The sequence below is a fragment of the Pseudomonas sp. TJI-51 genome, assembly GCF_000190455.2.
Lineage (GTDB): Bacteria > Pseudomonadota > Gammaproteobacteria > Pseudomonadales > Pseudomonadaceae > Aquipseudomonas > Aquipseudomonas juntendi.
In genome coordinates this window covers 14,526-38,866 of record NZ_AEWE02000067.1, presented here as the reverse complement: position 1 = coordinate 38,866, position 24,341 = coordinate 14,526, and the positions used below count along the sequence as shown (strand labels likewise).

Sequence of the window (24,341 nt, the reverse complement as noted above, 5' to 3'; positions counted from 1 at the left end):
CCTACAAGGGACCGCGCATTCCTGTTGGAGCGGCCTTTGTCGCGATGGGCTGCGCAGCAGCCCCAATGGCTTCAGCGCTGAACGGGCGTCGGCCGCTGCTGGTCGGCCCGACGCTCCAGCACCTCATACACCGACGGATACGCCGGCCGCTCCACATAGCGCCCCGCGCCCGCCTCGGCGCGCAGGTCACCATCAGCCCAGACCACTTTGCCCTGGCTGATGGTATGGCTGGGGACGCCACGTACAGTGCGGCCTTCGAAGATGTTGAAGTCCACCCGTTGGTGGTGGGTCTGCGCCGAGATGGTGCGCGTGCCTTGCGGGTCCCATAGCACCAGATCGGCATCGGCCCCTACGCGGATGGCGCCCTTGCGTGGGAACAGGTTGAAGATCTTCGCCGTGTTGGTAGAGGTCAGTGCCACGAACTCGTGCATCGACAGGCGCCCGCTGTTGACCCCGGCATCCCACAGCACCGCCATGCGGTCTTCGATGCCGGCGGTGCCATTGGGGATGCGGCTGAAGTCATCCCGGCCCATGGCTTTCTGTTCGGCACAGAAGCAGCAGTGGTCGGTGGCGGTGGTGTGCAGGTTGCCCGCCTGCAGGCCGCGCCACAGCGCCTCCTGGTGCTCGCGCGGGCGGAACGGCGGGCTCATGACGTAGCCGGCGGCTGTGGCCCAGTCCGGGTCACGGTAGACGCTGTCGTCCAGCAGCAAGTGGCCAGGCAGCACTTCGCCGTAAACCGGTTGGCCCTTGGCCCGCGCATAGGCGATTTCATCCAGCGCCTCGCGGCTGGAAATGTGCACCAGGTACAGCGGTGTACCGAGGGTTTCGGCAATGCGGATGGCGCGGCTGGCCGCCTCGCCTTCAACCTGCGAAGGGCGCGACAGGGGGTGCGCTTCCGGCCCGGTCAGGCCCTGTGCCAGCAGCTTTTTCTGCAGGTGGAACACCAGCTCGCCATTTTCGGCATGCACGGTGGGCACTGCACCTAGCTGCAGGCAGCGCTCGAAGCTGGCCACCAAGGTGTCGTCGGCCGCCATGATGGCGTTCTTGTAGGCCATGAAGTGCTTGAAGCTGTTCACCCCATGCTTGGCCACCAGTTCGCCCATCTCTTCGGCCACCTGCTCGCTCCACCAGGTGACGGCGACGTGGAAGCCATAGTCGCTGGCACTTTTCTGGGCCCAGCCGCGCCAGGTGTGAAACGCCTCCAGCAGTGACTGCTGCGGGTTGGGAATGACGAAGTCGATGATCGATGTGGTGCCGCCCGCCAGGCCGGCCGCGGTACCGCTGAAGAAGTCTTCACTGGCCACGGTGCCCATGAACGGCAATTGCATATGGGTGTGCGGGTCGATGCCGCCCGGCATCAGGTATTGCCCGCTGCCGTCGAGGATCTCGCAATCGGTCGGCGCTTCCAGGCCAGGCCCGACTGCACGGATCAGGCCATCGGCACACAGCACATCGGCGGGGTAACTCTCTTCGTGGGTAACAACGGTGGCGCCACGGATCAACAGGGACATGCCGTTTTCCTCGCAGGCTGACCGGTCTTGGCCGGTTCTTGGAATTTTCGGAAGCAGGGCGGGCAGGTGTTAATCCTGTCATACCTGACAAAATTCGAGGCTAGATGCTGATCCTGAATTCGGCAAGAAAATTTCCTATTTATTTTGTGGTTTTTAAATCATTGATTTACATGAATTAAATATTTAGAGCCCGCTGAATTCGGGGCCTCCAGGGTTTTTGACTAACTTGACAAGATAGAAAATTGGTCGAGATTTCTAAGGCACTCATACGCGTGTGTACTCCGGCCATCGAATTAGCCCGATGAGCAGACAACTCGAAAAAGTCTGGAGAAAGGCCCATGCAACAGAGCAGATCGCAAGTGGTCGAGCAGGATGGCCTGTTCGAGCTGGCCGAGGGCAGTGATGTTCTCGACAGCCCGCGCTACAACCACGACATCGCACCGACCAAGGTGCACCAGCGCACCTGGAACAAATGGCACATCACGGCCCTGTGGGTAGGCATGTCCATCTGCGTGCCAACCTACACCCTCGGCGGCGTGCTCACAGCCTACTTTGGCCTGAGCGTTGGCGAGGCGCTGCTGGCGATCCTGCTGGCCAACATCATTGTGCTGATCCCGCTGACCCTCAACGCGTTCCCCGGCACCAAGTACGGCATCCCGTTTCCGGTGCTGCTGCGCTCGTCGTTCGGCATTCTGGGCTCCAACGTGCCGTGCCTGATTCGCGCCGTGGTGGCCTGCGGCTGGTTCGGGATCCAGACCCTGTTCGGCGGGCTGGCCATCCATCTGTTCCTGGGTTCGGTGTTCGACGGCTGGAAGGCCCTGGGCGGTGTCGGCGAGGTGATCGGGTTTATGATCTTCTGGTGCCTGAACCTGTGGGTGGTACTGCGGGGCGCCGAGTCGATCAAGTGGCTGGAGACGCTTTCGGCGCCGCTGCTGGTGGCCGTTGGGCTGGGCCTGCTGGTGTGGGCCTTGCCACACATGTCGATGACCGAACTGCTGGCGCAACCGCCCAAACGCCCTGAAGGCGCCAGCGTGGTCAGCTACTTCTGCGCTGGGCTCACGGCCATGGTCGGCTTCTGGGCCACGCTGTCGCTGAACATTCCCGATTTCAGCCGCTATGCCCGCAGCCAGAAGGACCAGATCCTCGGGCAAATCTTTGGCCTGCCGCTGACCATGTTCCTGTTCGCGGCCTTGGGCGTGGTGCTGACTGCGGCCTCGGCGTCGCTGGTGGGCGAAACGGTGTCCGACCCGGTCAGCCTGATCGGCAAGATCCACAGCCCGTTCTGGGTCGCCCTGGCCATGGCGCTGATCGTGATCGCCACCCTGTCGACCAACACTGCGGCGAACATCGTGTCGCCGACCAACGACTTCCAGAACATCGCCCCGCGCCTGATCGGGCGCAGCCGTGCGGTGTGGCTGACCGGCTTCATCGGCCTGGCGCTGATGGGCCACGAGTTGCTGAAGAAACTGGGCTGGATCGTGTCCGACCTGAGCCTGGAAAGCGTGTACTCCAATTGGTTGCTGGGCTACTCCAGCCTGCTCGGGCCGATAGCCGGGATCATGGTGGTGGATTACTTCCTGATCCGCCGGCAAAAGCTGGACCTCGCCGGGCTGTACCGCGACGACGTGTACCCGGCGTGGAACTGGGCTGGCTTCGCCGCCTTCGTGCTGCCCGTGGGGTTGACGGTGCTGGCGATCGGCAACAGCAGTTTCAGCTGGTTCTACGACTATGGCTGGTTCACCGGCTCGCTGCTGGGGGCGGCGTTGTACTACGTGTTCGCCGGCTTGGCGGCGCGCAGCCCGGCGCGGCTGGTCAAGCCCTTGCCCTGAGACCGTGTCTGCTTCTTCGCGGGCATGCCCGCGAAGAGGCCCGAACAGACAACAAAAAAGCCTGAAGGAGAAACCCGTGACCCCTTTCCAAGACATCCTCAAGACCACCGCCCACCACATCGACAGTGCCCGCCTCTGGCAATCGCTGATGGACCTGGCCCGCCTCGGCGCCACGCCCAAGGGGGGTGTCTGCCGCCTGGCCCTGACCGACCTCGACCGCCAGGCCCGCGACTTGTTCGTGCAGTGGTGCGAGGCGGCTGGTTGCACGGTCAGCGTCGATGCCGTGGGCAATATCTTCGCCCGTCGCCCTGGGCGTAACCCCAAGCTGCCACCGGTGATGACCGGCAGCCATATCGATACCCAGCCCACTGGCGGCAAGTTCGACGGCTGTTTCGGCGTGATGGCCGGGCTGGAAGTGCTCCGGACCCTCAACGACCTGGGCGTGGAAACCGAAGCACCGCTGGAGGTGGTGGTGTGGACCAACGAAGAAGGTTCGCGCTTTGCCCCCTGCATGATGGGGTCGGGTGTGTTCGCCGGCAAGTTCACCCTGGAAGAAACCCTGGCCAAGCGCGATGCCCAGGGCACCAGTGTGGGCGAGGCGTTGAACGCCATTGGCTACGCCGGCCCACGTGCGGTGCTCGGGCACCCGGTGGGGGCATATTTCGAAGCGCATATCGAGCAAGGGCCGATACTCGAGGACCAGGCCAAGACCATTGGGGTGGTCCTCGGTGCCCTTGGCCAGAAGTGGTTCGACCTGACCCTGCGCGGCGTCGAAGCCCATGCCGGCCCCACCCCCATGCACCTGCGCAAGGATGCCCTGGTGGGTGCCGCAGCGGTGGTCGAAGCGGTCAACCGCACAGCCCTCGGCCACCAGCCGCATGCCTGCGGCACGGTGGGTTGCTTGCAGGCCTACCCGGGCTCACGCAACGTAATCCCTGGCGAAGTGCGCATGACCCTGGACTTCCGCCACCTTGAGGGCGAACAACTGAATGCGATGATCGCCGAGGTACGAGGGGTCATCGAGGCGACCTGCGCCAAGCATGGCCTGAGCCACGAACTGGTGCCCACCGCGGACTTCCCGGCATTGTACTTTGACAAGGGCTGTGTCGATGCCGTGCGCGATTCGGCCAAGGCCCTGGGGTTGCCGCACATGGACATCGTCAGCGGGGCAGGGCATGACGCGATCTTCCTTGCCGAGCTGGGGCCGGCGGGGATGATTTTCGTACCGTGCGAGAACGGCATCAGCCACAACGAAATCGAAAACGCCGCACCCGATGACCTGGCGGCGGGTTGCGCGGTGTTGTTGCGGGCGATGCTGGCTGCTTCGCAGGCCATTGCCAGCGGCCGCCTGGCAGCCTGATCAGGCGTAAGGGCCACTCCTTCACTGGTCGTGTTTGGCCATAGATCGGCGGAGCCACACCGTCCGTTTGTAGGAGCGGGCCCACCCGCGAACACCGGCGTAGCCGGTGCCAGCCACCGCGCTGGATTCTTCGCGGGCGCGCCCGCTCCCACACAGGCCGCGTCGCGCTTACGAATTCAGTTCTCTGCGCGACAGCGCAGCCCGTAGTGCTGTGTTATCTCCTACAGGGCTGGTTCCAGGTAGCCGTCACGGCCGATGTGATAGCGCTGCAGGTCCTGCGCCAGCACCAGCCGGCCGCGGTAGTGGGCCAGTGCCTCATCACGCACGTCGTTGATGCTCGGGCTGCGCCTTGGGTCGCTCTGATAGCGGGCACTGAAGTGCGTCAGCACCAGGTTGCGCACGCCTGCCGCCTCGGCAAAGCGCGCCACTGCCGCCGCAGTGCTGTGGCCAAAGGTGACCCCGGTCCGCTCCACCACCGCCTGCGTGAAGGTTGCCTCATGCACCAGCACATCGGCGCCACGGGCGGCGTCGGCGAGCAATTGCGGGTTGTCATTGTCACCACACACGATAACTCGCCGGGGCGGGCGCGAGCCACGCAGGTATTCATTGCCATGCAACAGTTGCTCGCCGAATTGCACGGTACGCCCCTTGGCCAGCTCGCCCCACATCGGGCCACGCGGTATGCCCTCAGCCTCCAGGCGCAGGGTGTCCAGGCGGAGTTCGGGGTTGAGTTCGGTAAACACGAAACCTACGCTCGGCACCCGGTGCGACAAGCGCACCGCTGTCACCTGCAGGGTCTGGTTGCGCCAGCCCTGCCAATCTTCCACCGCCAGCAGGCGCAGCTCGAACGGCAGGAAGGTATCACTGGCGGCCAGGCCTTGGCGTAGCCAGCCATGCAGCGCGGCAGGCAAGACAATATTCAGCGGTTGGTTACGGCCACTCATGCCGGCACTGGCGAGCAGCCCGGGCAAGCCAAAACAATGGTCACCATGGACGTGGGTAATGAAGACCGCCTGCAGGTCGCGAACCGACAGCGGCGTGTGCAACAGTTGGTGCTGGGTGCCCTCGCCGCAGTCGACCAGGTACCAGTGGCTACCACTGGCTTCGACTACGGCGGTGGCGCTGACGTTGCGGGCTTTGGTCGGCACCCCGGCGGAGGTACCGAGAAACAGCAGGTCCATGTTGCGGCTCCTTGTGCCAGTCCAGTCGCGCAAAATCGCGCAATACGCAGGGCCTCGTTCCTTCGAGACGAACAACGCCGCACACCTTAGCCGGATTGCCGCAGGCCGTCGATTGCCCGCTAGTCAGCCTGCCGCCAGACCAGCTTGCTGGTGTCGTAGCCTTGTTCGCGGGCAATGCTCAGCAACTGTTCGCGCTGCTGGTCGGTGACCGCAGGGGTGCGCGACAGCAGCCACAGGTACTCACGGTTGGGGTGGCCGACCAGTGCCACGCGGTAATCCTTGTCGTGGTACAGCACCCAGTACTCACCCTTGGTCAGGCCAGGGGCCAGGCGGCTGAACCAGTTGTCGAAGCGTACCCACAATTTGTCAGTCCTGCCCGGCTGCTGGGCTTCAGCAATGCCTTTGGCTTCGTTCACCTCACCGTCCTTTTCCTTGCAGCGGTTGGTCACGTCGATACGGCCATCGGCGCGTAGCCCATAATGAGCCTCGGACTGTACGCAATTACGCTGGAAGAACATCGGCAGCCGCGCCAGTTCGTACCAGGTGCCCTGGTAGCGTTGCAGGTCCACCTGCTGGGTGCGCGGCGGTGCAGGGTGGTCGTTGCCGGCGCAGCCGAGCAAGGCAAGGGTCATGCAGGAAAGCAGCAGCGTGGTGCGTAGCGCCATGGTTGATCTCCTTGAAACGGATGAGTGCTTACCTGGGGTTCGATCCCGCGGCGGGGCAAAAGTTGTATGCGCAAACCATTGTCTGCTCCAGCTGGGTTACCATCCACGATGGTGAACCATCCAACCCTAGGAGTTCCGTTCGTGACTGAATACACCGCATTCAAGGTCGAGCTGACCGATAGCATCGCCCACGTTCAGATCAACCGCCCGGAGAAGGTCAACGCGATGAACGCGGCCTTCTGGGAAGAGATTGTCGATATCTTCCAGTGGATCGACGACACCGACGCCGTGCGTGCGGTGGTCATCAGCGGTGCCGGCAAGCACTTCTCGGCCGGAATCGACCTGATGATGCTGGCCTCGCTGGCCGGGGAGATGGGCAAGGACGTGGGCCGCAATGCGCGCTTCCTGCGCAAGACCATACAGCGCCTGCAAGCCTCGTTCACCGCCGTGGACAGCTGCCGTAAACCGGTGCTGGCGGCGGTGCAGGGCTATTGCATCGGTGGCGCCATCGACCTGATCTCGGCCTGTGACATGCGTTACTGCAGCAGTGACGCGCAATTCTCGATCAAGGAAATCGACATGGGCATGGCCGCCGATGTCGGCACGCTGCAACGTTTGCCACGCATCATCGGCGACGGCATGATGCGTGAGCTGGCGTTCACCGGGCGCAATGTCGCGGCGGACGAGGCGCTGCGCATCGGCCTGGTGAACCGGGTCTATGATGACCACGCCGCGCTGCTGGACGGGGTTTTTGCCATCGCCCGCCAGATTGCTGCAAAATCGCCGATCGCGGTGGCGGGCACCAAGGAAATGCTCAGCTACATGCGCGACCACCGCATCGACGATGGCCTGGACTACATCGCCACGTGGAACGCCGCGATGCTGCAGTCCGAAGACCTGCGCGTGGCTGTGGCCGCGCACATGAGCAAACAGAAACCGACGTTCGCCGACTGATCGGGCCGGCGCACGCGCAGTAAAGGAAACCCGAGATGTCAGCACGCTGGACTACCGCAGTACTCGACCCTCAGATCACCGGCGGGCTGGCCGTGGCGCGCAGCCCGGAAGGGTTTCTGCACGACGCCAACGGCGCGCTGTTCCCTCGTGACTGGCTCAAGCGCCAGGGCCTGGATGTGCTGTGCGAACACGGCATTGGCCACTTCGACGGCCAGCCTGTGTTCCTGCTGGAACTGCGCGCTGCCAGCGACGTGCCCGCTTGCAACTGGCGCGGGCTGCGCGCGTTCATGCTGGAGGGTGACTTCGACACCTACAAGGTTCTGGGTTATGCCGCGCAGATCGGCACCTGGGCTCGCGAGCACCGTTTCTGCGGCAGCTGCGGGCAGGCGATGACACAAATCCGCTGGGAGCGGGCGATGCACTGCCAGCCTTGCGACCTGCGCAGCTACCCGCGTATTTCGCCGAGCATGATCGTGCTGGTGACCCGTGGCGACGAAATCCTGCTGGCACGCTCGCCGCGCTTCGTCACGGGGGTGTACAGCACCCTGGCAGGCTTTGCCGAGCCGGGCGAGTCGGCCGAGGACTGCCTGGTGCGCGAAGTGCGTGAAGAGGTGGCGGTAGAGGTGCAGAACATCCAGTACGTCGGCAGCCAGTGCTGGCCGTTCCCGCACTCGATGATGCTGGGCTTCCATGCCGAATACGCGGGTGGCGAGATCGTCATGCAGCCGGACGAGATCGAGGACGCCCAGTGGTTCAGCGTGCACGACTTGCCGCCGCTGCCGGCTGGGCGCTCTATTGCGCGCTACCTGATCGACCTCTATGTCGCTCGCCGCTTAGGCCTGCCCGAACCAGTGCTGCCACGCTAGGCGCACGGTCAACGCCAGCACCACGGTGATGAACACCGGGCGGATGAACTTGCTGCCGCCGCTGATCGCCGTGCGTGCGCCAAAGAAGGCACCGACCATCACCGACAAGCCCATGCACAGGCCGACGATGTAGTCGACCTGCCCGGAAATGATGAACACCGTCAGCGCCGCGATGTTGCTGACGAAGTTCATGCTGCGCGCCACGCCGCTGGCGCGAACCAGGTCGATGGGGTACAGCAGCAGGGTGCTGACCGTCCAGAACGCCCCGGTGCCGGGGCCGGCCACGCCGTCATAGAAACCCAGGGTAAAGCCCTGCGGCGCCTGCCATTTTTTTCTGATCGGGGCATCGGCGTCCAGCGGTGCCTTGGGCGTGCCGCCGAACAGCAGGTAGAGGCCACAGGCGAAGACGATCACCGGCAGCATCTTGTTCAGCCATTCGGCTGGCATGTAATGGGCCACGATCGCCCCGATCAACGCGCCCACCAGCGTGGCGAACAGCGCCGGGCGCCACTGCGCCGGGTGGAACAGCTTGCGTTTGTAGTAGGTGAAGCTGGCGGTGGCCGAGCCGAAGGTGGAACTGAGCTTGTTGGTACCCAGTACCAGGTGCGGCGGCATGCCGGCTGTGAGCAGCGCCGGGGTGGTGAGCAGGCCGCCGCCGCCGGCGATGGCATCGATGAAACCGGCGACGAAGGCGACCAGGGCCAGAATCAGCAGGGTGAGGGGTTCTACGGTAAGTTCGAAGGGCATGGGTTTTTGGCAGGTGCGGGAAAAAGGCCGGAGCGGGAATGGCCACTCCGAGGCCCGGGATGGTAATCCTCGCAGGCCAAGGTTGTCAGCACCAGTTTTTCCCTTCAGACGCGGTCCCGCATCCGGTACCAGGCCTTGGCGGCGGCTTCCAGCGGTGCTGCCAGCAGGTTACCGCCGGGGAAGTGGCCATTGTCGATGCCTTGGTACAGCGTCAGCAGGTCGTCATCGCCCAGGATGGCGTCGCTGACTGCCCGTGCCGCTGCCAGGGTCGGCAGCACGCCGTGGCCGGAGAAACCCTGCAGCCAGTAGCGTTGGTCCGCGCGGCCGACGTCCGGGGTGCGCTGGATGCTGCAGTCGATGTGGCCGCCCCAGGCATAATCGATGGCCACCCCGGCCAGTTGCGGGAACACCCGCTCCAGGTGTGGGCGGGTGGCGCTGGCGACATCCTTGGGAATACCGCCCAGGTAGGTGCAGCCGCCGCCGAACAGCAGCCGGTGGTCCGGGGTCAGGCGGAAGTAGTCGGGGACGAACTGGTTGTCGATCACGCAGCTGTTGCGCGGCAGCAGCGAGCGGGCGAGGTCGGCGTCCAGCGGTGCCGTGGCTACCTGATAGGAACCAACCGGCAACAGGCGGCGCGCCAGGCCGCGGTCGAGGCGGTCGATATAGGCGTTGCAGGCCAGCACCAGCACGTTGCAGCGTACTTCGCCTTGCTCGGTACGGGCGACGTAGCCGCTGCCGGCCTGCTGGTAGTCGAGCACCTGGCTCTGCTCGTAGATGCCCCCGCCAGCGGCCTCGATGGTGCTGGCCAGGCCCTGGGCCAGCTTCAGCGGGTTGAGGTGAGCACCTTTGGCGTCGTACAGCGCGGCTTGGTAGCGTGAGCTGTGGATCCATTGCGGCAGCTCGTCGCGACCGATCAGGCGCAGGGCGTCGTAGCCCCATTTGTGCTCGGCGTCGTGCAGGGCTTCTGCGAGTACCTTCACACGGCGCGGCAGCACGGCGGTCCACAGGCTGCCCTGCCGGTAATCGATGTCGAAGCCATGGCGCTCGGGCAGTTCGCGCATTTCGTCGGCGGCCCAGCACATGCTGGTCCACAGCCGCCGGGTGCGTTCGACGCCCAGGGCCTTTTCCAGCGGCGCCATATCGCAGGACCAGCCCAGTAGCGCCTGGCCACCGTTGCGACCGGACGCGGCCCAGGCCACGCGGCTGGCATCCAGCAGCGCCACGCGCTTGCCGGCCTGGGTCAGGCGCAGGGCGGTGTGCAGGCCGCTGAAACCGGCGCCGATGATCAGCACATCGGTGTCGTGGCGACCTTGCAGGGTAGGGCGCAGAGGGATGCTGGCGGGGTAGGTCTGGGCGTAGTAGCTGGCGACGTGCTGAGCGGATTGCTTGAACATGCGTGGGCCTGATGAAATTTATTGTGATTATTTTCATGAAAATCTAGCATCGTATTTTCATGATGCCAACTTGTTCGTTTTTCCACCGTGGTTGGATATATGATCGGATGCCGCTTTGCGGCCCTTGCGCGACACAAGGCCCTATCAGGAAAAAACCATGCGCCGCCTGCCTTCATTGACTGCCTTGCGCACCTTCGAATGTGCTGCCCGCCACGGCCACTTCGGCCGCGCCGCCGCCGAATTGTGTGTCACCGACAGCGCTGTCAGTCACCAGATTCGCCAACTTGAGGAGCAACTCGGTGTTGCCCTGTTCGAGCGTGTCGGCCGTCAGGTACGCCCCAGTGCCGAAGCCGGGCGCCTGCTGCATCACCTGCAACAGGCCTTCGAACTGATCGGCAAGGCCTGCGACGAACTGCGTGACCCTGGCTCCCAGGCGGTGTTGCGGGTGGCGGTGACCGCTGAATTGGCACAGAAATGGCTGGTGACGCGCCTGGCTGACTTCAGCAGCCGTTACCCGCACATCACCCTGCACCTGCACGATCAGCCGATCGATGCCGGCGCTCCGGCACTGGATGTCGACCTGGCCATCACCTACGGTACCAGTGCTCTGGACGCCAGCACGCACTTCGTCCGGCCCTTGCCGCTGCTGCAGTTCTTCCCGGTGTGCAGCCCGGGGCTGTTCAACCAGGGCGGCCTCAAGCGCCCGCGCGATCTGGTGCGCCACTGCCTGCTGCATGATGACCAGGACGGCCGCACCTGGACCACCTGGTTGGCCACCCACGCCGAAGACGCCTTGCCCACCCGCCAGTTGTATTTCCCCCACGCCGCCCTGGCCCTGGAGGCTGCATTGCTGGGGCAGGGCATCGCGATGGGGGACAACCTGACCTGTCAGGCTGATTTGCAGAGCGGCCGGCTGGTACGTCCGTTCAGTGCCAGTGTGACGGCACAGGGGCAGTACGCGCTGGTGTGCGAGCGGCTGCGCCTGGAACGGGCGCCGGTGGCCGAATTCATCGACTGGTTCATTGAACAGCTGGGTGACAGTTGAATTGAATTCAGCTATCGCTGAGTTTTCATCGTTGGATGCCCAGCGCGGGGCGGCGTAGCGTGCAGTCATCGCTCACCGACACGAGGTTGATCCATGGCACGTTCGCTCACTACCACCCCCAAAGCCGATGGTTTCCGCTTGCCTGGCGAATTCGAGCGCAAGGCGCGATGCTGGCTCGGTTGGCCCGAGCGCCCGGACGTATGGCGCAATGGTGCCAAGCCTGCGCAGAAAGTCTGGGTCGATATCGTCAGCGCAATCGCGTCCAGTGAGCCCGTCACGGTCTGCGCCTCTGCTGCCCAGTACGCCAACGCCCGGCGCATGCTGCCGCCGCAGGTGCGGGTGGTGGAAATGACCTGCAACGACACCTGGTTTCGCGACAGCGGTGCTTGCTTCGTGGTGAACGACAGCAGCGGTGAGGTGCGCGGCGTCGACTTCGAGTTCAACGCCTACGGTGGGCTCGACGGTGGCCTCTACTATCCGTGGGACAAGGACGACCAGATCGCCCAGAAAATGCTCGAAATCGAAGGCCTGGACCGTTACCGCGCCCCATTGATCGCCGAGCTTGGCGGTATTCAGAGTGACGGCCAGGGCAGCCTGTTGACCACCGAGCAGTGCCTGCTCAACCGTAATCGCAACGCGCACCTGGGCAAAGCCGAGGTCACCCGCCGCCTGGAGGATTACCTGGGCGCGGACCAGGTGATCTGGTTGCCCCGTGGCTGCAAGTTCGACGAGACCGATGGCCATGTCGACGACCTGGCGTGCTTCGTGCGCCCAGGCGAAGTGGTGCTGCAGTGGACCGATAACCGCGATGACCCGCAGTGGGAGATCTATCAGGAGGCCTACGACATCCTGCGCAGCACCCGCGATGCCCGCGGTCGAGAGCTGAAGGTACACAAGCTGCCCCAGCCCGACGTATTGCAGTGGACTGCCGAGGAGGCGGCAGGCTTGGACCAGGTCGAAGGGACTCACCTGCGCGAGGCCGGGACCCGCATCTGCGCGTCGTACATCAACTACTACGCCGGCAACTCGGCTATCGTCGTGCCGTTGTTCGGTGACCGCAACGACAGCGTCGCCCAGGCGACCCTTGCCGAACTGTTCCCCGAGCACCGCATCATCGGCATCGACAACTCCCGCGAAATCCTGCTCGGTGGCGGCAACGTCGCCTGTATCACCATGCCGCAATACGCCGGAGGCCGCCGCTGATGAAACTGACCACGCTGGCGGCTGCGGCCGCCCTTGGCTGCACGGCATCGGTGGCCCTGGCGGCCGACGCACAACAGCCCAGCGTCAATCTGTATATCTGGGGCGAATACCTCGCCCCGGATACCCTGCGCAATTTCGAGAAGGAAACCGGCATCCGGGTGGTCGCCGACCATTTCGACTCGCTGGAAACCGCTGAGACCAAGCTGCTGACCGGGGGTAGCGGGTACGATGTTGTGCTCAGTGCCGGCCAGCACCTGAGCCGCGCGATCGCCAGCGGCGCCTTGCAGCCGCTGGACAAAGCCAAGGTGCCGCACCTGGCGGGCATCGGCGAGGAGTTTCGCCAGCACATGGCTGTCTTCGACCCAGGCAACCGCTACGCCGGGACCTATGCCTGGGGCACCACCGGCGTGGGTTACCAGCAGCAGGCCGTGACCATGCGCATGGCCGACGCACCGCTGGGCAGTTGGGCTATGCTGTTCGACCCGCAAGTGGTGGCGAAATTCGCCGACTGCGGGGTCAGCCTGCTCAACGACCCCAATGAAGTGTTCGCCGCGGTGATGCGCTACATGGGCCTGGATATCAACCAGCAGCGCCTTGAAGACCTGAAGGCGGCAGAAGCACAGTTGCGCAAGGTCCGCCCGTACATTCGTTACTTCGACAACGATCGCAACATCAACGACCTGGCCAATGGCGAAACCTGCGTGGCGATGTCGTGGAACGGCAATGTGGCTATCGCCCAAGGGCAGGCGCAGCAGGCGGGCAAGGCGTTCGTGCTGGATTACAGCATTCCGCAGGAAGGCACGTTGATCTGGCTGGATGCGCTGGTGGTGCCCAAGGATGCGCCGCACCCCGAGGCGGCCTGGAAGCTGATGGATTACCTGATGCGCCCGGAAGTGATCGCGCCGATTACCGATACCATTCACTACGCCAATGCGATCACTGCGGCTGATGGCCTGGTGGATGCAGATATTCGCAATGCCCCGGGGACCTACCCACCGGCTGAGGTGAGGGCGCGGTTGTATAGCAAGAATGACAATGGCAAGGCATTCAACCGCGAGCTCACCCGCGCGTTCAGCCGGTTGAAAAGCGGTACCTGATGGGTGATTTGCAGTCACCGTACTCGCCTCTTCGCGATTAAGTGTCAGGTTGCTGCCTTCCTCCGAGGCTGACGCGGTTTGCCAGCCGCCGGCTTGCTCCCAGTCGGTTTGCTTTTTCCAGCACCGCTACGCCGCTTCTTCTTCCACGGCGGCGCCGCCCCGGCTGCCGGCCCGCTGATGGTCATGCGCATACCCTGGCAACGCTCCACCAACTTGCCCATCCATGCCGACTGCCGGGCGACGAAGTCTTGCAGGCTCATCTCGCCACTCTGCACCATGTCCAGGGCCTGCTCCCAGATGGCCGTCGTGCCTGGGTCGGCGATGGCACGGGGCACGGCGTCGATCAGGCTGAACGCGGCAGGCGTGGCCGACAATGCCTTGCCGTTCTTCACCAGGTAGCCGCGGTCTAGCAGCCCCTGGATGATGCTCGCCCGAGTGGCCTCGGTGCCGATGCCGGTGGTTTCCTTGAGCTTTTGTTTCAGCCGCGGGTCGTCCACCAGCTTGGCGACGTTCTTCATTGCCTTGATCAGGTCGCCCTCGGTGAAGGGCTTGGGTGGCTGGGTCCACAGGTCTTTGAGTTGCAGGCCTTGCACGCTGCAGTCCTGGCCTTCGCGTAATGCTGGCAGCACCTGGGCGGGGGGCGCCTCGCGGCCTTTGCTCGGGGTCAGGGCTTCGGGCAGGGCGCGGCGCCAGCCGGGCTCGACGATCTGCTTGCCCACCGCGCGCAGGGCATGGCCCGCGCAGTCGAAGTCGGCCTGGGTGCGGTCGAACTCGTGGTTGGGCAGGAACTGCGCCAGGTAGCGGGCGCGGATCAGGGTGTACACCGCCTTATACTTGGCTGGCAGGCGCGCCGGGTCGCTGGCAGCGGCAGTGGGGATGATGCCGTGGTGGGCACTGACCTTGGCGTCGTTCCAGGCCCGCGAGCGGCGTTGCGGCTCGAGGTAGGGCTGCAGGGGCGCCAGGCTGGCATCGGCCCGTTGCAGGGCGGCGAGGATGCCTGCTGCCTCGGCGTGCTGGCTTTGCGGCAGATAGCCACAGTCGCTGCGCGGGTAGGTGATCAGCTTGTGGGTTTCGTACAGCGCCTGGGCGATGTCGAGGGTTTCCTGGGCGCCGAGGCCGAATTTTTTCGAGCACAGCTCTTGCAGGGTACCGAGGTCGAAGGCCAATGGCGCTGCTTCGCGCACGCGCTCGGTGGCCACCTTCATGGCCCTTGCGGTGGCGGCCTGGCCGATATCGGCAGCCGCTCGTTGCGCCAGTGCCTGGTTCAGGCAGCGCCCCTGGTCGTCACAGGCGTCTTCCGGCGCCCGCCATTGCGCGTTGAAACCCTGGCCGGCGTGTTCCAGTTGCACGTCGATAGCCCAGAACGGCACCGGCACGAAGTTCGCGATGCTGCGGTCGCGGTCAACCACCAGGCGCAAGGTGGGCGTTTGCACCCGACCCACGGGTAGCACGCCCTGGTAGCCGGATTGCCGGCCCAGCAGGGTGAACAGCCGGCTCATGTTCATGCCGATCAGCCAGTCGGCGCGCGAGCGGCCCAAGGCGGAATGGTACAGGTTGAAGGTTTCGTGCCCCGGCAGCAGGCGCGCCAGGGCCTTGCGAATGGAGGCGTCGTCCAGCGCCGACAGCCACAGGCGCTGCACCGGGCCACGGTAGCGACAATGCTCGACCAGCTCACGGGCGATCATTTCCCCTTCACGGTCGGCGTCGGTGGCAATTACCAGCTCGCGCGCTTCGCCAAGCAGGCGCTTGACCGCCTTGAACTGGCTGGCGGTCTTGGGTTTGACCAGCATCTTCCATTTGTCTGGAATGATCGGCAGGTCGGCCAGGTTCCAACGCTTGTAGCGTTCGTCGTAGCTGTCGGGCGGGGCGGTTTCCAGCAGGTGGCCGATGCACCAGGTTACGCAGACGTCGGTGCCTTGCCAGCAGCCGTCGCCCTTGCGGGTGGCGCCGAGCACTTTGGCGATGTCTTTTGCCTGGGAGGGTTTTTCGCAGAGGAACAGGCGCATGGCCGGGAACGCTTCATCGGGGAATGATGAGCACTAGGATGCGCAAGCAGGGGCGCGGAGGCAAGTTTTATCTGGATGGATGTACAGCTTTTTGTGAGTGAGCATGTCACCTGCCTGCGCCGGCCTCTTCGCGGGTTACCCGCGAAAAGGCCGGTAAAGGCTATGGGTCAGGGGCGCGAGTCGCGCACCATGTCCACGTGCGGGATGCCGGCTTCGAGGAACTCTTCGCTGACTACGCGGAAGCCCAGCCGCTCGTAGAACGGCGTGGCGTGGACTTGGGCGCTGAGCATCTGCTGCTTCAGATCACGGTTCTGCGCTTCGACGATCACCGCATTCATCAGTGCGTCACCCACCTTCAGCCCGCGCCAGTCCTTCAATACCGAGACCCGGCCGATGGTGCCATCGGGCAGCAGGCGGGCGGTGCCGATCGGATAGTCCCCTTCCAGGGCCAGGAAGTGCACGGCGGTCGGATCTTCCGAGTCCCATTCCAGCTCCGGCGGCACGTGCTGTTCGGCGATGAACACCGCTTCACGGATACGGCGGATGTCGGCGTTGTCCTTGTGCCAGTCGGCGAGGCGCACACGAATCTTATTCATTGGCGAATCCCAGGCTTCCTTGTTTCACCAGCTGCTGTACCAGCATAAGGCCATCTTCATCCTGCAGCCATTCGCCGAGGTTGTCGATGTGCAGGGCGTCGGCCGCGCACACCAGTTTCAGCAGCTCGCGCAGCTTGCCAGGCAATGGGCAGCTGCGGCCGCTGGCGAACAGCAGCAGGTCGTCTTCGAATTCCGACCAGGCCAGGCGGGCACTCGGGTTGCGGATCAGGATGGCGCCTTGCTCCAGCGCATCGACCAGCTCCTCTTCGCTCAGCTCTTCGCCGACGATCTGTTCCGGGTAGCGCGGCTCGGTCATGAACTGGCCAAACCAGGTCAGCAGCAGGTCCTTGTCGTTCATGTGCTTGTCGAGCAGCGCCTTGAGGCGGTCGAGGGCGTCATGCTGGATCTGGTGCGGGTCGCTGGCAGGCTGGGCGTCGGCGTCGCTGTAGCGCTCTTCGTCGGGCAGGAACTGGCCGAGGAAGTCGGTGAAGTGGGTGAGTACTTCGGCGGCGCTAGGGGCACGGAAGCCAACCGAGTAGGTCAGGCACTCGTCCACGGCAACGCCGTAGTGGGCCAGGCGTGGTGGCAGGTACAGCATGTCACCTGGCTCCAGGGTCCATTCTTCGCCCTGCTCGAACTCGGCCAGGATACGCAGGTCGGCATGCTCCAGCAGCGCGCTGTCGCTGCTGCACATCTGGCCGACCTTCCAATTGCGCTGGCCGTGGCCCTGCAACAGGAACACGTCGTAGTTATCGAAGTGCGGGCCAACGCTGCCACCAGGGGCAGCGAAGCTGATCATCACATCATCGATGCGCCAGCTGGGCAGGAAGCGGAAGTTCTCCAGCAGCTCGGCGACTTCCGGAACGAACTGGTCGACGGCCTGTACCAGCAGGGTCCAGTCTTTTTCCGGCAGCTCGGCGAAGGTCTCTTCGGTGAACGGGCCACGGCGCAGTTCCCACGGGTGGGCGCCATGCTCCAGCACGATACGCGACTCGACTTCTTCCTCCAGGGCCAGGCCAGCCAGCTCGTCGGGGTCGATTGGGCTGATGAAGTCCGGGAAGGCCTGGCGCACCAGCAGCGGCTTTTTCTGCCAGTAGTCGCGCATGAATTCGCGGGCCGAGATGCCGCCGAGCAGCTGCAGTGGAGTATCAGGATTCATGTTCAACCTATTGAAAAAACGTAATTTTCGTACGGGAATAAAAACGCCCGGCCAGGCCGGGCGTTGTATGCGGCGGTCCGCTTAGACGCGTTTGGCCTGGGCTGCCGCGTTACCGATGTAGGTAGCAGGGGTCAGCAGCTTGAGCTCGGCCTTGGCTTCGGCTGGCATGTCCAGGCCGTCGATGAAGGTCAGCAGCGCTTGTGGGGTGATGCCCTTGCCACGGGTCAGCTCTTTGAGCTTTTCGTAGGGGTTTTCGATGTTGAAGCGGCGCATCACGGTCTGGATCGGTTCGGCCAGCACTTCCCAGCAGGCGTCCAGGTCGGCGGCGATGCGGGCTTCGTTCACTTCCAGCTTGCCGATGCCTTTGAGGCTGGCTTCGTAGGCAATGACGCTGTGGGCGAAGCCCACGCCCAGGTTGCGCAGCACGGTGGAGTCGGTCAGGTCACGCTGCCAGCGCGAGATCGGCAGTTTGCTGGCCAGGTGCTGGAACAGGGCGTTGGCGATACCCAGGTTGCCTTCGGAGTTTTCGAAGTCGATCGGGTTGACCTTGTGCGGCATGGTCGAAGAGCCGATTTCGCCGGCGACGGTCTTCTGCTTGAAGTAGCCCAGCGAAATGTAACCCCATACGTCACGGTCGAAGTCGATCAGGATGGTGTTGAAGCGGGCGATGGCGTCGAACAGTTCGGCGATGTAGTCGTGCGGTTCGATCTGGGTGGTGTACGGGTTGAACTGCAGGCCCAGCTCGTCTTCGATGAAGGCACGGGCGTTGGCTTCCCAGTCGATCTGCGAGTAGGCCGACAGGTGGGCGTTGTAGTTGCCCACGGCGCCGTTGATCTTGCCCAGCAGCGGTACGGCGGCAACCTGGGCGATCTGGCGCTCCAGGCGGTACACGACGTTGGCCAGTTCCTTGCCCAGGGTGGTCGGCGAAGCCGGCTGGCCGTGGGTGCGCGACAGCATCGGCACGTCGGCGTGAGCGTGGGCCAGGGCACGAATGGCCTCGGCGATCTGGCGCATCAGCGGCAGCAGCACGTCGTCACGGCCAGCACGCAGCATCAGGGCGTGGGACAGGTTGTTGATGTCCTCGCTGGTGCAGGCGAAGTGAATGAACTCGCTGACCTTGGCCAGCTCAGGCAGCTGGGCGGCCTGCTCCTTGAGCAGGTATTCGATCGCCTTGACGTCGTGGTTGGTGGTGCGCTCGATTTCCTTGACGCGCTCGGCGTGCTCAAGCTTGAAATCGCTGGCCAGGGTGTCCAGCAGGGCGTTGGCCTCGGCGGAGAACGCCGGCACTTCGCCGATTTGCGGGTGGGCGGCCAGGCGCTGCAACCAACGCACTTCGACCAGGGCGCGGAAACGGATCAGGCCGAATTCGCTGAAGATGGGGCGCAAGGCCTGGGTTTTGCCGGCGTAACGGCCGTCTACAGGGGAAACCGCAGTGAGCGAAGAAAGCTGCATGGGGTGTTCTCGGACAGTCAGGCTTTTGGAAGGGGGCATATCATACATGAAAAATACGCCTGGGTCGGGTGGCTGACCAAAGGTCGGCCCAATTTGGATCTGGTGGCAGGCCCTGTGGGAGCGGGCATGCCCGCGAACACCGGCGTAGCCGGTGCCATATACCGCGTCGCCTGCTTCGCGGGCATGCCCGCTCCCACAAGGGGCTGCCCAGCCCGTCAGTTGGTGCTGCGCATCATGTCGTACAGCTCGTTCAGCAGTTTGCGCCGGCTGAACACCAGTTGCCAGCGGTGGCCGCCCAGCTGGCGCCACAGGCGCGCGGCGCGGATGCCGGCGAGCAGCAGGGCGCGGATTTTCGAGGCGTTGCTGGCTTGCTGCAGGAAGCGCATGTCGCCGTGTACCTGGATGCGCTGGCGCAGGGTGCTCAAGGTGTCCTGGTACAAGGCTCCGCTGGAAGCGATGACATTTTCGTGGACCAGGCCGAAGTGATCGGCCTGCGACTGGATTTGTGGCAGGCGGTTGCCGATGGTGTCGAGCAGGTCGCCACGCTTGTTCAACTGACGCTCCAGGCCCAGCATCGACAGGGCGTAGCGCAGGGGCTCGCGCTGCAGGCTGCTGGGGTCGCGCTCCAGGGCGCCGACCAACGCGCGATAGCCATCGCGCAAGTTCAGGTCGTCGCCGCCGAACACTTCCAGGGTGTCTTTGGGGTCGCGTACCAGCAAGCTGCCCAGCATGCAGCCGATGTTGGCCTCGCTGGCCTGGCCGGTGCGGGCGATGCGGTCAACCAGTACGGCTGCCTGGAAGACGCCGCCCAGGGCAATCAATTGCTCGCGCAGTGTGCTCATGCCCGCGGGCTCCACGGCTCGGCCGCCTCGATCACGCCGCCACCCAGGCACACCTCGCCATCATAGAACACCACCGACTGGCCCGGCGTCACGGCGCGCTGGGGCTCGTCGAACACGGCGCGGTAGCCGCCGTCGGTCAGCGCCAGGGTGCAGCGCTGGTCGCTCTGCCGGTAGCGTACCTTGGCGGTGAGCTGGCGCGGGCTGCTCAGGTCTACCGAGTTGACCCAGAAGATTTCCGACGCGAGCAGGGCGCGGGAGAACAACCATGGGTGTTCGTTGCCCTGGCCGACCACCAGCACGTTGCGGGTCAGGTCTTTGTGCAGCACGTACCAGGGCTCGTCACCGGCGTCCTTCAGGCCGCCGATACCCAGGCCCTGGCGCTGGCCGATGGTGTGGTACATCAGGCCATGGTGGCGGCCGATCACCTCGCCTTCGGTGGTTTCGATATTACCTGGCTGGGCGGGCAGGTACTGCTTGAGGAAGTCGCTGAAGCGGCGTTCACCAATGAAGCAGATGCCGGTGGAGTCCTTTTTCTTGGCGGTGGCCAGGCCGTGTTTTTCGGCAATGGCGCGGACCTCGGGTTTTTCCAGTTCGCCCACCGGGAACAGCGTGCGGGCGATTTCCTTGCCGCCAACGGCGTGCAGGAAATAGCTCTGGTCCTTGTTCGGGTCCAGGCCTTTGAGCAGTTCGGTAACGGCGCCGGTGTCGCGGCGGCGTACATAGTGGCCGGTGGCAATCAGGTCTGCACCCAGCGACAGGGCGTAGTCGAGGAACGCCTTGAACTTGATTTCGCGGTTGCAGAGGATGTCCGGGTTGGGCGTGCGACCGGCCTTGTACTCTTCGAGGAAGTGCTCGAACACGTTGTCCCAGTACTCGGCGGCGAAGTTGGCGGTGTGCAGCTTGATACCGATGCGGTCGCACACGGCCTGGGCGTCGGCCAGGTCTTCACGGGCGGTGCAGTATTCGGTGCCGTCGTCTTCTTCCCAGTTCTTCATGAACAGCCCTTCCACCTGGTAGCCCTGCTCGATGAGCAGAAGGGCGGAGACGGAAGAGTCCACGCCGCCGGACATGCCGACGATGACGCGGGTCTTGGCGGGGTCTTTGAGTGCTGGGCTGGTCATGGGTACCGGTGTGTATCAAGGGGGAAAAACGCCGATTCTATCAAAACCGCGGCGCTACGTCAGTCGCGCAGCAGCGCAAGGCTGTGCAGCGGGCCTGCAAGGTAGTCGTCCAGGCAGCGCGGCACCAGCTCGCTGCGCCAGCGGGTGGGGTCGGCCAGCAACTCTTCGCGGGTCAGCCAGACAGCGCGGACGATGTCGCTGTCCAGGGCCAGGTCGGCATGGTGGCGCACGGGGCGGGCGGCAAAGCAGATGCGCTGGTAGGTCACGCCGTTGCTGGGCGCGGTGTACAGGTAGATGCCGACCACGCCGGTGAGCTCGACTTCCCAGGCGGTTTCTTCCAGGGTTTCGCGCAGGGCGGCCTGGGGCAGGGTCTCGTTGGCTTCCAGGTGCCCGGCGGGCTGGTTGAAGACGTGCCGGTTGGCTTTGAATTCCTCGACGAACAGGAATTTGCCGTCCTGCTCGATGATGGTGGCGACGGTGATGTGGGGTTGCCAAGACACGGTCGATGCTCTCCCTAAGTAGCAAGTAGCAAGTAGCAAGTAGCAAGTGGCAAGTGGCAAGTGGCAAGTAGCAAGTTGAAGCAATCCGCGTACCGCTTCGACTTGTGGCTTGTAGCTTGTAGCTTGAAACTTGCAGCTGAAAAAGCACAAACCCCGGTGCGTGGCCGGGGTTTGTGCTGTTACGTCAAGCGGACCTTACAGGGCGGCGATGGCGCTGTTCAGAGTTTGGCTTGGGCGCATCACCTTGGCGGTCAGCTCGGCATCCGGGGCGTAGTAGCCACCGATGTCGGCTGGCTTGCCCTGAACGGCGTTGAGCTCGGCGACGATGGTCTCCTCGTTCTCGGTCAGGGTCTTGGCCAGTGGGGCGAAGCGTGCCTGCAGGGCGGCGTCGTCGCTCTGTGCAGCCAGGGCCTGGGCCCAGTACAGGGTCAGGTAGAAGTGGCTGCCGCGGTTGTCGATACCGCCAACTTTGCGCGATGGCGACTTGTTGGTGTCGAGGAACTTGCCGGTTGCCTGGTCCAGGGTGCTGGCCAGAACCTTGGCGCGCGGGTTGTCGTAGGTGTTGCCCAGGTGCTCCAGGGAAGCGGCCAGGGCCAGGAATTCACCCAGCGAGTCCCAACGCAGGAAGTTCTCTTCGACCAACTGCTGCACGTGCTTGGGTGCCGAACCGCCGGCGCCGGTTTCGAACAGGCCGCCGCCGCTCATCAGCGGCACGATCGACAGCATCTTGGCGCTGGTGCCCAGTTCCATGATCGGGAACAGGTCGGTCAGGTAGTCGCGCAGTACGTTACCGGTAACCGAGATGGTGTCCTTGCCTTCGCGAATGCGGGCCAGGGAGAACTTGATGGCGTCGACCGGGGCCATGACACGAATGTCCAGGCCGGTGGTGTCGTGATCCTTCAGGTACTTTTGCACCTTCTCGATCATCACGCCGTCGTGGGCACGGGCCGGGTCCAGCCAGAACACCGCTGGGGTGTTGCTCAGGCGGGCACGGTTGACGGCCAGCTTGACCCAGTCCTGGATCGGCGCGTCCTTGGTCTGGCACATGCGGAAGATGTCACCGGCCTCGACGTTCTGCTCCAGAACCACGTTGCCCTTGCTGTCGACCACGCGAACCACGCCGTCGGCCTTGACCTGGAAGGTCTTGTCGTGGGAGCCGTACTCTTCGGCTTTCTGCGCCATCAGGCCAACGTTCGGCACGCTGCCCATGGTGGTCGGGTCGAAGGCGCCGTTGGCCTTGCAGTCTTCGATGGTGGCCTGGTAGATGCCGGCGTAGCAACGGTCCGGGATCACTGCCTTGGCGTCTTGCAGCTCGCCAGCGGTGTTCCACATCTTGCCCGAGTCACGGATCATGGCCGGCATCGAGGCGTCGACGATCACGTCGCTCGGTACGTGCAGGTTGGTGATGCCCTTGTCGGAGTTGACCATGGCCAGGGCCGGGCGCTGGGTGTACAGGGCCTGGATATCGGCTTCGATCTCGGCCTGCTTGTCAGCTGGCAGGTCCTTGATGCGGGCGTACAGGTCGCCGATGCCGTTGTTGGCGTTGAAGCCGACTTCGGCCAGGGCGGCGGCGTGCTTGGCCAGCACGTCGTTGTAGAACTCTTCGACGATGACGCCGAACATGATCGGGTCGGAGACCTTCATCATGGTGGCTTTCAGGTGTACCGACAGCAGCACGCCGGTGGCCTTGGCATCGGCGATCTGCTCGGCGATGAAGGCCTTCAGGGCCTTGCGGCTCATGGTTGCGCAGTCGATGACTTCAGCAGCCTTGACCGCGGTCTTTTCCTTCAGCACGGTGGTGCTGCCGTCTTTGCCGACCAGTTCGATACGTACGCTGTCGTCAGCTTCGATCAGTGCAGCTTTTTCGCTACCGTAGAAGTCGCCTTGGGTCATGTGGGCGACGTGCGACTTGGAGTCGGCGGCCCAGGCGCCCATCTTGTGCGGGTGCTTGCGCGCGTAGTTCTTGACCGACAGCGGTGCGCGGCGGTCGGAGTTGCCTTCACGCAGGACCGGGTTCACGGCCGAACCTTTGATGCGGTCGTAGCGGGCGCGGGATTCTTTCTCTTGCTCGGTGGCCGGCTCGTCGGCGTAGTCAGGGATGTTGTAGCCCTTGCCTTGCAGCTCCTTGATCGCGGCTTTGAGCTGCGGTACCGAGGCGCTGATGTTCGGCAGCTTGATGATGTTGGCTTCAGGGGTGGTAGCCAGCTGGCCCAGTTCCGCCAGGTGATCGCCTACTTGCTTCTCTGCGCCCAGTTGCTCCGGGAAGGCGGCAAGGATACGGCCAGCCAGGGAGATGTCGCGAGTTTCGACAGCGATGTCAGCCGAAGCGGTGAAAGCTTCGATGATCGGCAGCAGCGAGTAGGTGGCGAGGGCAGGGGCTTCGTCGGTGAAGGTATAGATGATCTTGGAACGGGTGGGCATGCGGGTTAACTCTCTGTGTGCTGAGCGTGCTCGAGTCTCGTGGTGCGCAGGGTAAGGCGCATCGCCCTGGCAAGCCATGAGCGGAAAGTCGAGAAGCTGCGAGCGGTGATGGTGGATGCATCAGTCGAGCGTCAAGTGCTGAACTGCGGTAACAGCCCAGGCTTTGGCAGCCAGGCGGAAAAGGCCCGGCTTTTCGGCCGATCACGGCCCAGGGCGGTCCGCATTTTCCTGGGATTCGCCCCGATGACCCAACGGTCGCGGCGGAGTATACCAAACCATTTGGCCTAATCAGCAAGGCCAAGTGATATCGGCCCATTTATAAGACCAAAGACTGAGGGGCAATGTGGCGTAATGCCGCAGTGCTGGCGGGGTGTTCTGCGCGGGCGCGCCCG

General features: G+C 64.1%; 20 protein-coding genes. 7 read left to right on the top strand and 13 right to left on the bottom strand.

Annotated elements, in window-relative coordinates; translation table 11 throughout:
* Window positions 1–71: 71 nt before the first annotated feature.
* Window positions 72–1,511 carry a dihydropyrimidinase gene (hydA, locus tag G1E_RS15545; RefSeq protein WP_009683141.1) on the bottom strand — a complete coding sequence of 480 codons (1,440 nt, stop codon included), beginning with the start codon at window positions 1,509–1,511 and terminating at the stop codon, window positions 72–74.
* A gap of 338 nt (window positions 1,512–1,849) precedes the next feature.
* Between hydA and G1E_RS15540 the strand changes: the two genes are divergently transcribed.
* Window positions 1,850–3,340: an NCS1 family nucleobase:cation symporter-1 gene (locus G1E_RS15540; protein WP_009683140.1), complete on the top strand. Its 1,491-nt coding sequence runs from the start codon at window positions 1,850–1,852 to the stop codon at window positions 3,338–3,340.
* A gap of 76 nt (window positions 3,341–3,416) precedes the next feature.
* Window positions 3,417–4,700 carry a Zn-dependent hydrolase gene (locus tag G1E_RS15535; protein WP_009683139.1) on the top strand — a complete coding sequence of 428 codons (1,284 nt, stop codon included), beginning with the start codon at window positions 3,417–3,419 and terminating at the stop codon, window positions 4,698–4,700.
* A gap of 221 nt (window positions 4,701–4,921) precedes the next feature.
* On the opposite strand, the gene G1E_RS15530 is transcribed toward G1E_RS15535, so the two are convergent.
* Together G1E_RS15530 and G1E_RS15525 are read right to left on the bottom strand one after the other, a co-directional pair.
* Entirely contained in the window at window positions 4,922–5,881 is a 960-nt protein-coding gene (locus G1E_RS15530) for a ribonuclease Z (RefSeq protein WP_047149925.1), read from the bottom strand.
* Window positions 5,882–6,000: 119 nt separating this feature from the next.
* Entirely contained in the window at window positions 6,001–6,546 is a 546-nt protein-coding gene (locus tag G1E_RS15525) for a lipocalin family protein (protein ID WP_009683136.1), read from the bottom strand.
* 141 nt (window positions 6,547–6,687) lie between these two features.
* Here G1E_RS15525 and G1E_RS15520 point away from each other — a divergent pair, with 141 nt between their 5' ends.
* Both G1E_RS15520 and nudC read left to right on the top strand, forming a co-directional pair.
* Window positions 6,688–7,500 (top strand): crotonase/enoyl-CoA hydratase family protein, encoded by an 813-nt coding sequence (locus tag G1E_RS15520; RefSeq protein ID WP_047149924.1) that lies wholly within the window; start codon window positions 6,688–6,690, stop codon window positions 7,498–7,500.
* A gap of 35 nt (window positions 7,501–7,535) precedes the next feature.
* The gene (gene nudC / locus G1E_RS15515; RefSeq protein ID WP_009683134.1) at window positions 7,536–8,366 is read left to right on the top strand and encodes an NAD(+) diphosphatase; all 831 of its coding nucleotides are present in this window, start codon (window positions 7,536–7,538) and stop codon (window positions 8,364–8,366) included.
* Here the strand turns inward: nudC and G1E_RS15510 are convergent.
* Together G1E_RS15510 and G1E_RS15505 are read right to left on the bottom strand one after the other, a co-directional pair.
* Entirely contained in the window at window positions 8,334–9,113 is a 780-nt protein-coding gene (locus G1E_RS15510; protein WP_009683133.1) for a TSUP family transporter, read from the bottom strand. The two genes, nudC and G1E_RS15510, sit on opposite strands and share 33 nt — an antisense overlap.
* Window positions 9,114–9,217: 104 nt before the next feature.
* Window positions 9,218–10,507, bottom strand: coding sequence for an FAD-binding oxidoreductase (locus G1E_RS15505; RefSeq protein ID WP_009683132.1), 1,290 nt, complete (start codon window positions 10,505–10,507; stop codon window positions 9,218–9,220).
* A 157-nt stretch (window positions 10,508–10,664) separates the two neighbouring features.
* Between G1E_RS15505 and G1E_RS15500 the strand changes: the two genes are divergently transcribed.
* The 3 genes from G1E_RS15500 (at window position 10,665) to G1E_RS15490 (ending at window position 13,852) form a co-directional block, all read left to right on the top strand.
* Window positions 10,665–11,552 (top strand): LysR substrate-binding domain-containing protein, encoded by an 888-nt coding sequence (locus G1E_RS15500; RefSeq protein ID WP_009683131.1) that lies wholly within the window; start codon window positions 10,665–10,667, stop codon window positions 11,550–11,552.
* Between the two features lie 93 nt (window positions 11,553–11,645).
* On the top strand, window positions 11,646–12,755 hold the full coding sequence (gene aguA, locus G1E_RS15495) for an agmatine deiminase (RefSeq protein ID WP_047149923.1): 1,110 nt from the start codon (window positions 11,646–11,648) through the stop codon (window positions 12,753–12,755).
* Window positions 12,755–13,852 (top strand): extracellular solute-binding protein, encoded by a 1,098-nt coding sequence (locus tag G1E_RS15490; protein ID WP_033690472.1) that lies wholly within the window; start codon window positions 12,755–12,757, stop codon window positions 13,850–13,852. Before aguA ends, G1E_RS15490 begins: the two co-directional genes overlap by 1 nt.
* A 44-nt stretch (window positions 13,853–13,896) precedes the next feature.
* Here G1E_RS15490 and G1E_RS15485 read toward each other — a convergent pair whose 3' ends face one another.
* From G1E_RS15485 to G1E_RS15450, 8 genes are all read right to left on the bottom strand, one after another.
* Window positions 13,897–15,858 (bottom strand): DNA topoisomerase III, encoded by a 1,962-nt coding sequence (locus G1E_RS15485; RefSeq protein WP_047149922.1) that lies wholly within the window; start codon window positions 15,856–15,858, stop codon window positions 13,897–13,899.
* Window positions 15,859–16,025: 167 nt separating this feature from the next.
* A complete protein-coding gene (locus tag G1E_RS15480) occupies window positions 16,026–16,454 on the bottom strand; it encodes a GNAT family N-acetyltransferase (RefSeq protein ID WP_009683126.1) in 429 nt (142 codons plus the stop codon).
* Entirely contained in the window at window positions 16,447–17,613 is a 1,167-nt protein-coding gene (locus G1E_RS15475; protein WP_009683125.1) for a cupin domain-containing protein, read from the bottom strand. Before G1E_RS15475 ends, G1E_RS15480 begins: the two co-directional genes overlap by 8 nt.
* Window positions 17,614–17,694: 81 nt before the next feature.
* Window positions 17,695–19,065, bottom strand: coding sequence for an adenylosuccinate lyase (gene purB / locus G1E_RS15470; protein ID WP_009683124.1), 1,371 nt, complete (start codon window positions 19,063–19,065; stop codon window positions 17,695–17,697).
* Window positions 19,066–19,280: 215 nt separating this feature from the next.
* A complete protein-coding gene (gene hflD, locus G1E_RS15465; RefSeq protein WP_047149921.1) occupies window positions 19,281–19,907 on the bottom strand; it encodes a high frequency lysogenization protein HflD in 627 nt (208 codons plus the stop codon).
* Window positions 19,904–21,028, bottom strand: a complete 1,125-nt coding sequence (gene mnmA, locus G1E_RS15460) for a tRNA 2-thiouridine(34) synthase MnmA (protein WP_009683121.1) — start codon at window positions 21,026–21,028, stop codon at window positions 19,904–19,906. The genes hflD and mnmA overlap by 4 nt, the downstream gene beginning before the upstream one ends.
* Window positions 21,029–21,087: 59 nt before the next feature.
* On the bottom strand, window positions 21,088–21,528 hold the full coding sequence (locus tag G1E_RS15455; protein ID WP_009683120.1) for an NUDIX hydrolase: 441 nt from the start codon (window positions 21,526–21,528) through the stop codon (window positions 21,088–21,090).
* 195 nt (window positions 21,529–21,723) lie between these two features.
* The gene (locus G1E_RS15450) at window positions 21,724–23,949 is read right to left on the bottom strand and encodes an NADP-dependent isocitrate dehydrogenase (RefSeq protein WP_009683119.1); all 2,226 of its coding nucleotides are present in this window, start codon (window positions 23,947–23,949) and stop codon (window positions 21,724–21,726) included.
* Window positions 23,950–24,341 lie beyond the last annotated feature (392 nt).

Coding starts and splice junctions, on each gene's coding strand:
- G1E_RS15510 (WP_009683133.1), bottom strand. CDS start 9,113: ATGCCCTTCGAACTTACCGTAGAACCCCTCACCCTGCTGATTCTGGCC.
- G1E_RS15540 (WP_009683140.1), top strand. CDS start 1,850: ATGCAACAGAGCAGATCGCAAGTGGTCGAGCAGGATGGCCTGTTCGAG.
- purB (WP_009683124.1), bottom strand. CDS start 19,065: ATGCAGCTTTCTTCGCTCACTGCGGTTTCCCCTGTAGACGGCCGTTAC.
- G1E_RS15450 (WP_009683119.1), bottom strand. CDS start 23,949: ATGCCCACCCGTTCCAAGATCATCTATACCTTCACCGACGAAGCCCCT.
- G1E_RS15530 (WP_047149925.1), bottom strand. CDS start 5,881: ATGGACCTGCTGTTTCTCGGTACCTCCGCCGGGGTGCCGACCAAAGCC.
- G1E_RS15480 (WP_009683126.1), bottom strand. CDS start 16,454: ATGAATAAGATTCGTGTGCGCCTCGCCGACTGGCACAAGGACAACGCC.
- G1E_RS15475 (WP_009683125.1), bottom strand. CDS start 17,613: ATGAATCCTGATACTCCACTGCAGCTGCTCGGCGGCATCTCGGCCCGC.
- aguA (WP_047149923.1), top strand. CDS start 11,646: ATGGCACGTTCGCTCACTACCACCCCCAAAGCCGATGGTTTCCGCTTG.
- mnmA (WP_009683121.1), bottom strand. CDS start 21,028: ATGACCAGCCCAGCACTCAAAGACCCCGCCAAGACCCGCGTCATCGTC.
- hydA (WP_009683141.1), bottom strand. CDS start 1,511: ATGTCCCTGTTGATCCGTGGCGCCACCGTTGTTACCCACGAAGAGAGT.
- G1E_RS15485 (WP_047149922.1), bottom strand. CDS start 15,858: ATGCGCCTGTTCCTCTGCGAAAAACCCTCCCAGGCAAAAGACATCGCC.
- G1E_RS15500 (WP_009683131.1), top strand. CDS start 10,665: ATGCGCCGCCTGCCTTCATTGACTGCCTTGCGCACCTTCGAATGTGCT.
- hflD (WP_047149921.1), bottom strand. CDS start 19,907: ATGAGCACACTGCGCGAGCAATTGATTGCCCTGGGCGGCGTCTTCCAG.
- nudC (WP_009683134.1), top strand. CDS start 7,536: ATGTCAGCACGCTGGACTACCGCAGTACTCGACCCTCAGATCACCGGC.
- G1E_RS15525 (WP_009683136.1), bottom strand. CDS start 6,546: ATGGCGCTACGCACCACGCTGCTGCTTTCCTGCATGACCCTTGCCTTG.
- G1E_RS15490 (WP_033690472.1), top strand. CDS start 12,755: ATGAAACTGACCACGCTGGCGGCTGCGGCCGCCCTTGGCTGCACGGCA.
- G1E_RS15505 (WP_009683132.1), bottom strand. CDS start 10,507: ATGTTCAAGCAATCCGCTCAGCACGTCGCCAGCTACTACGCCCAGACC.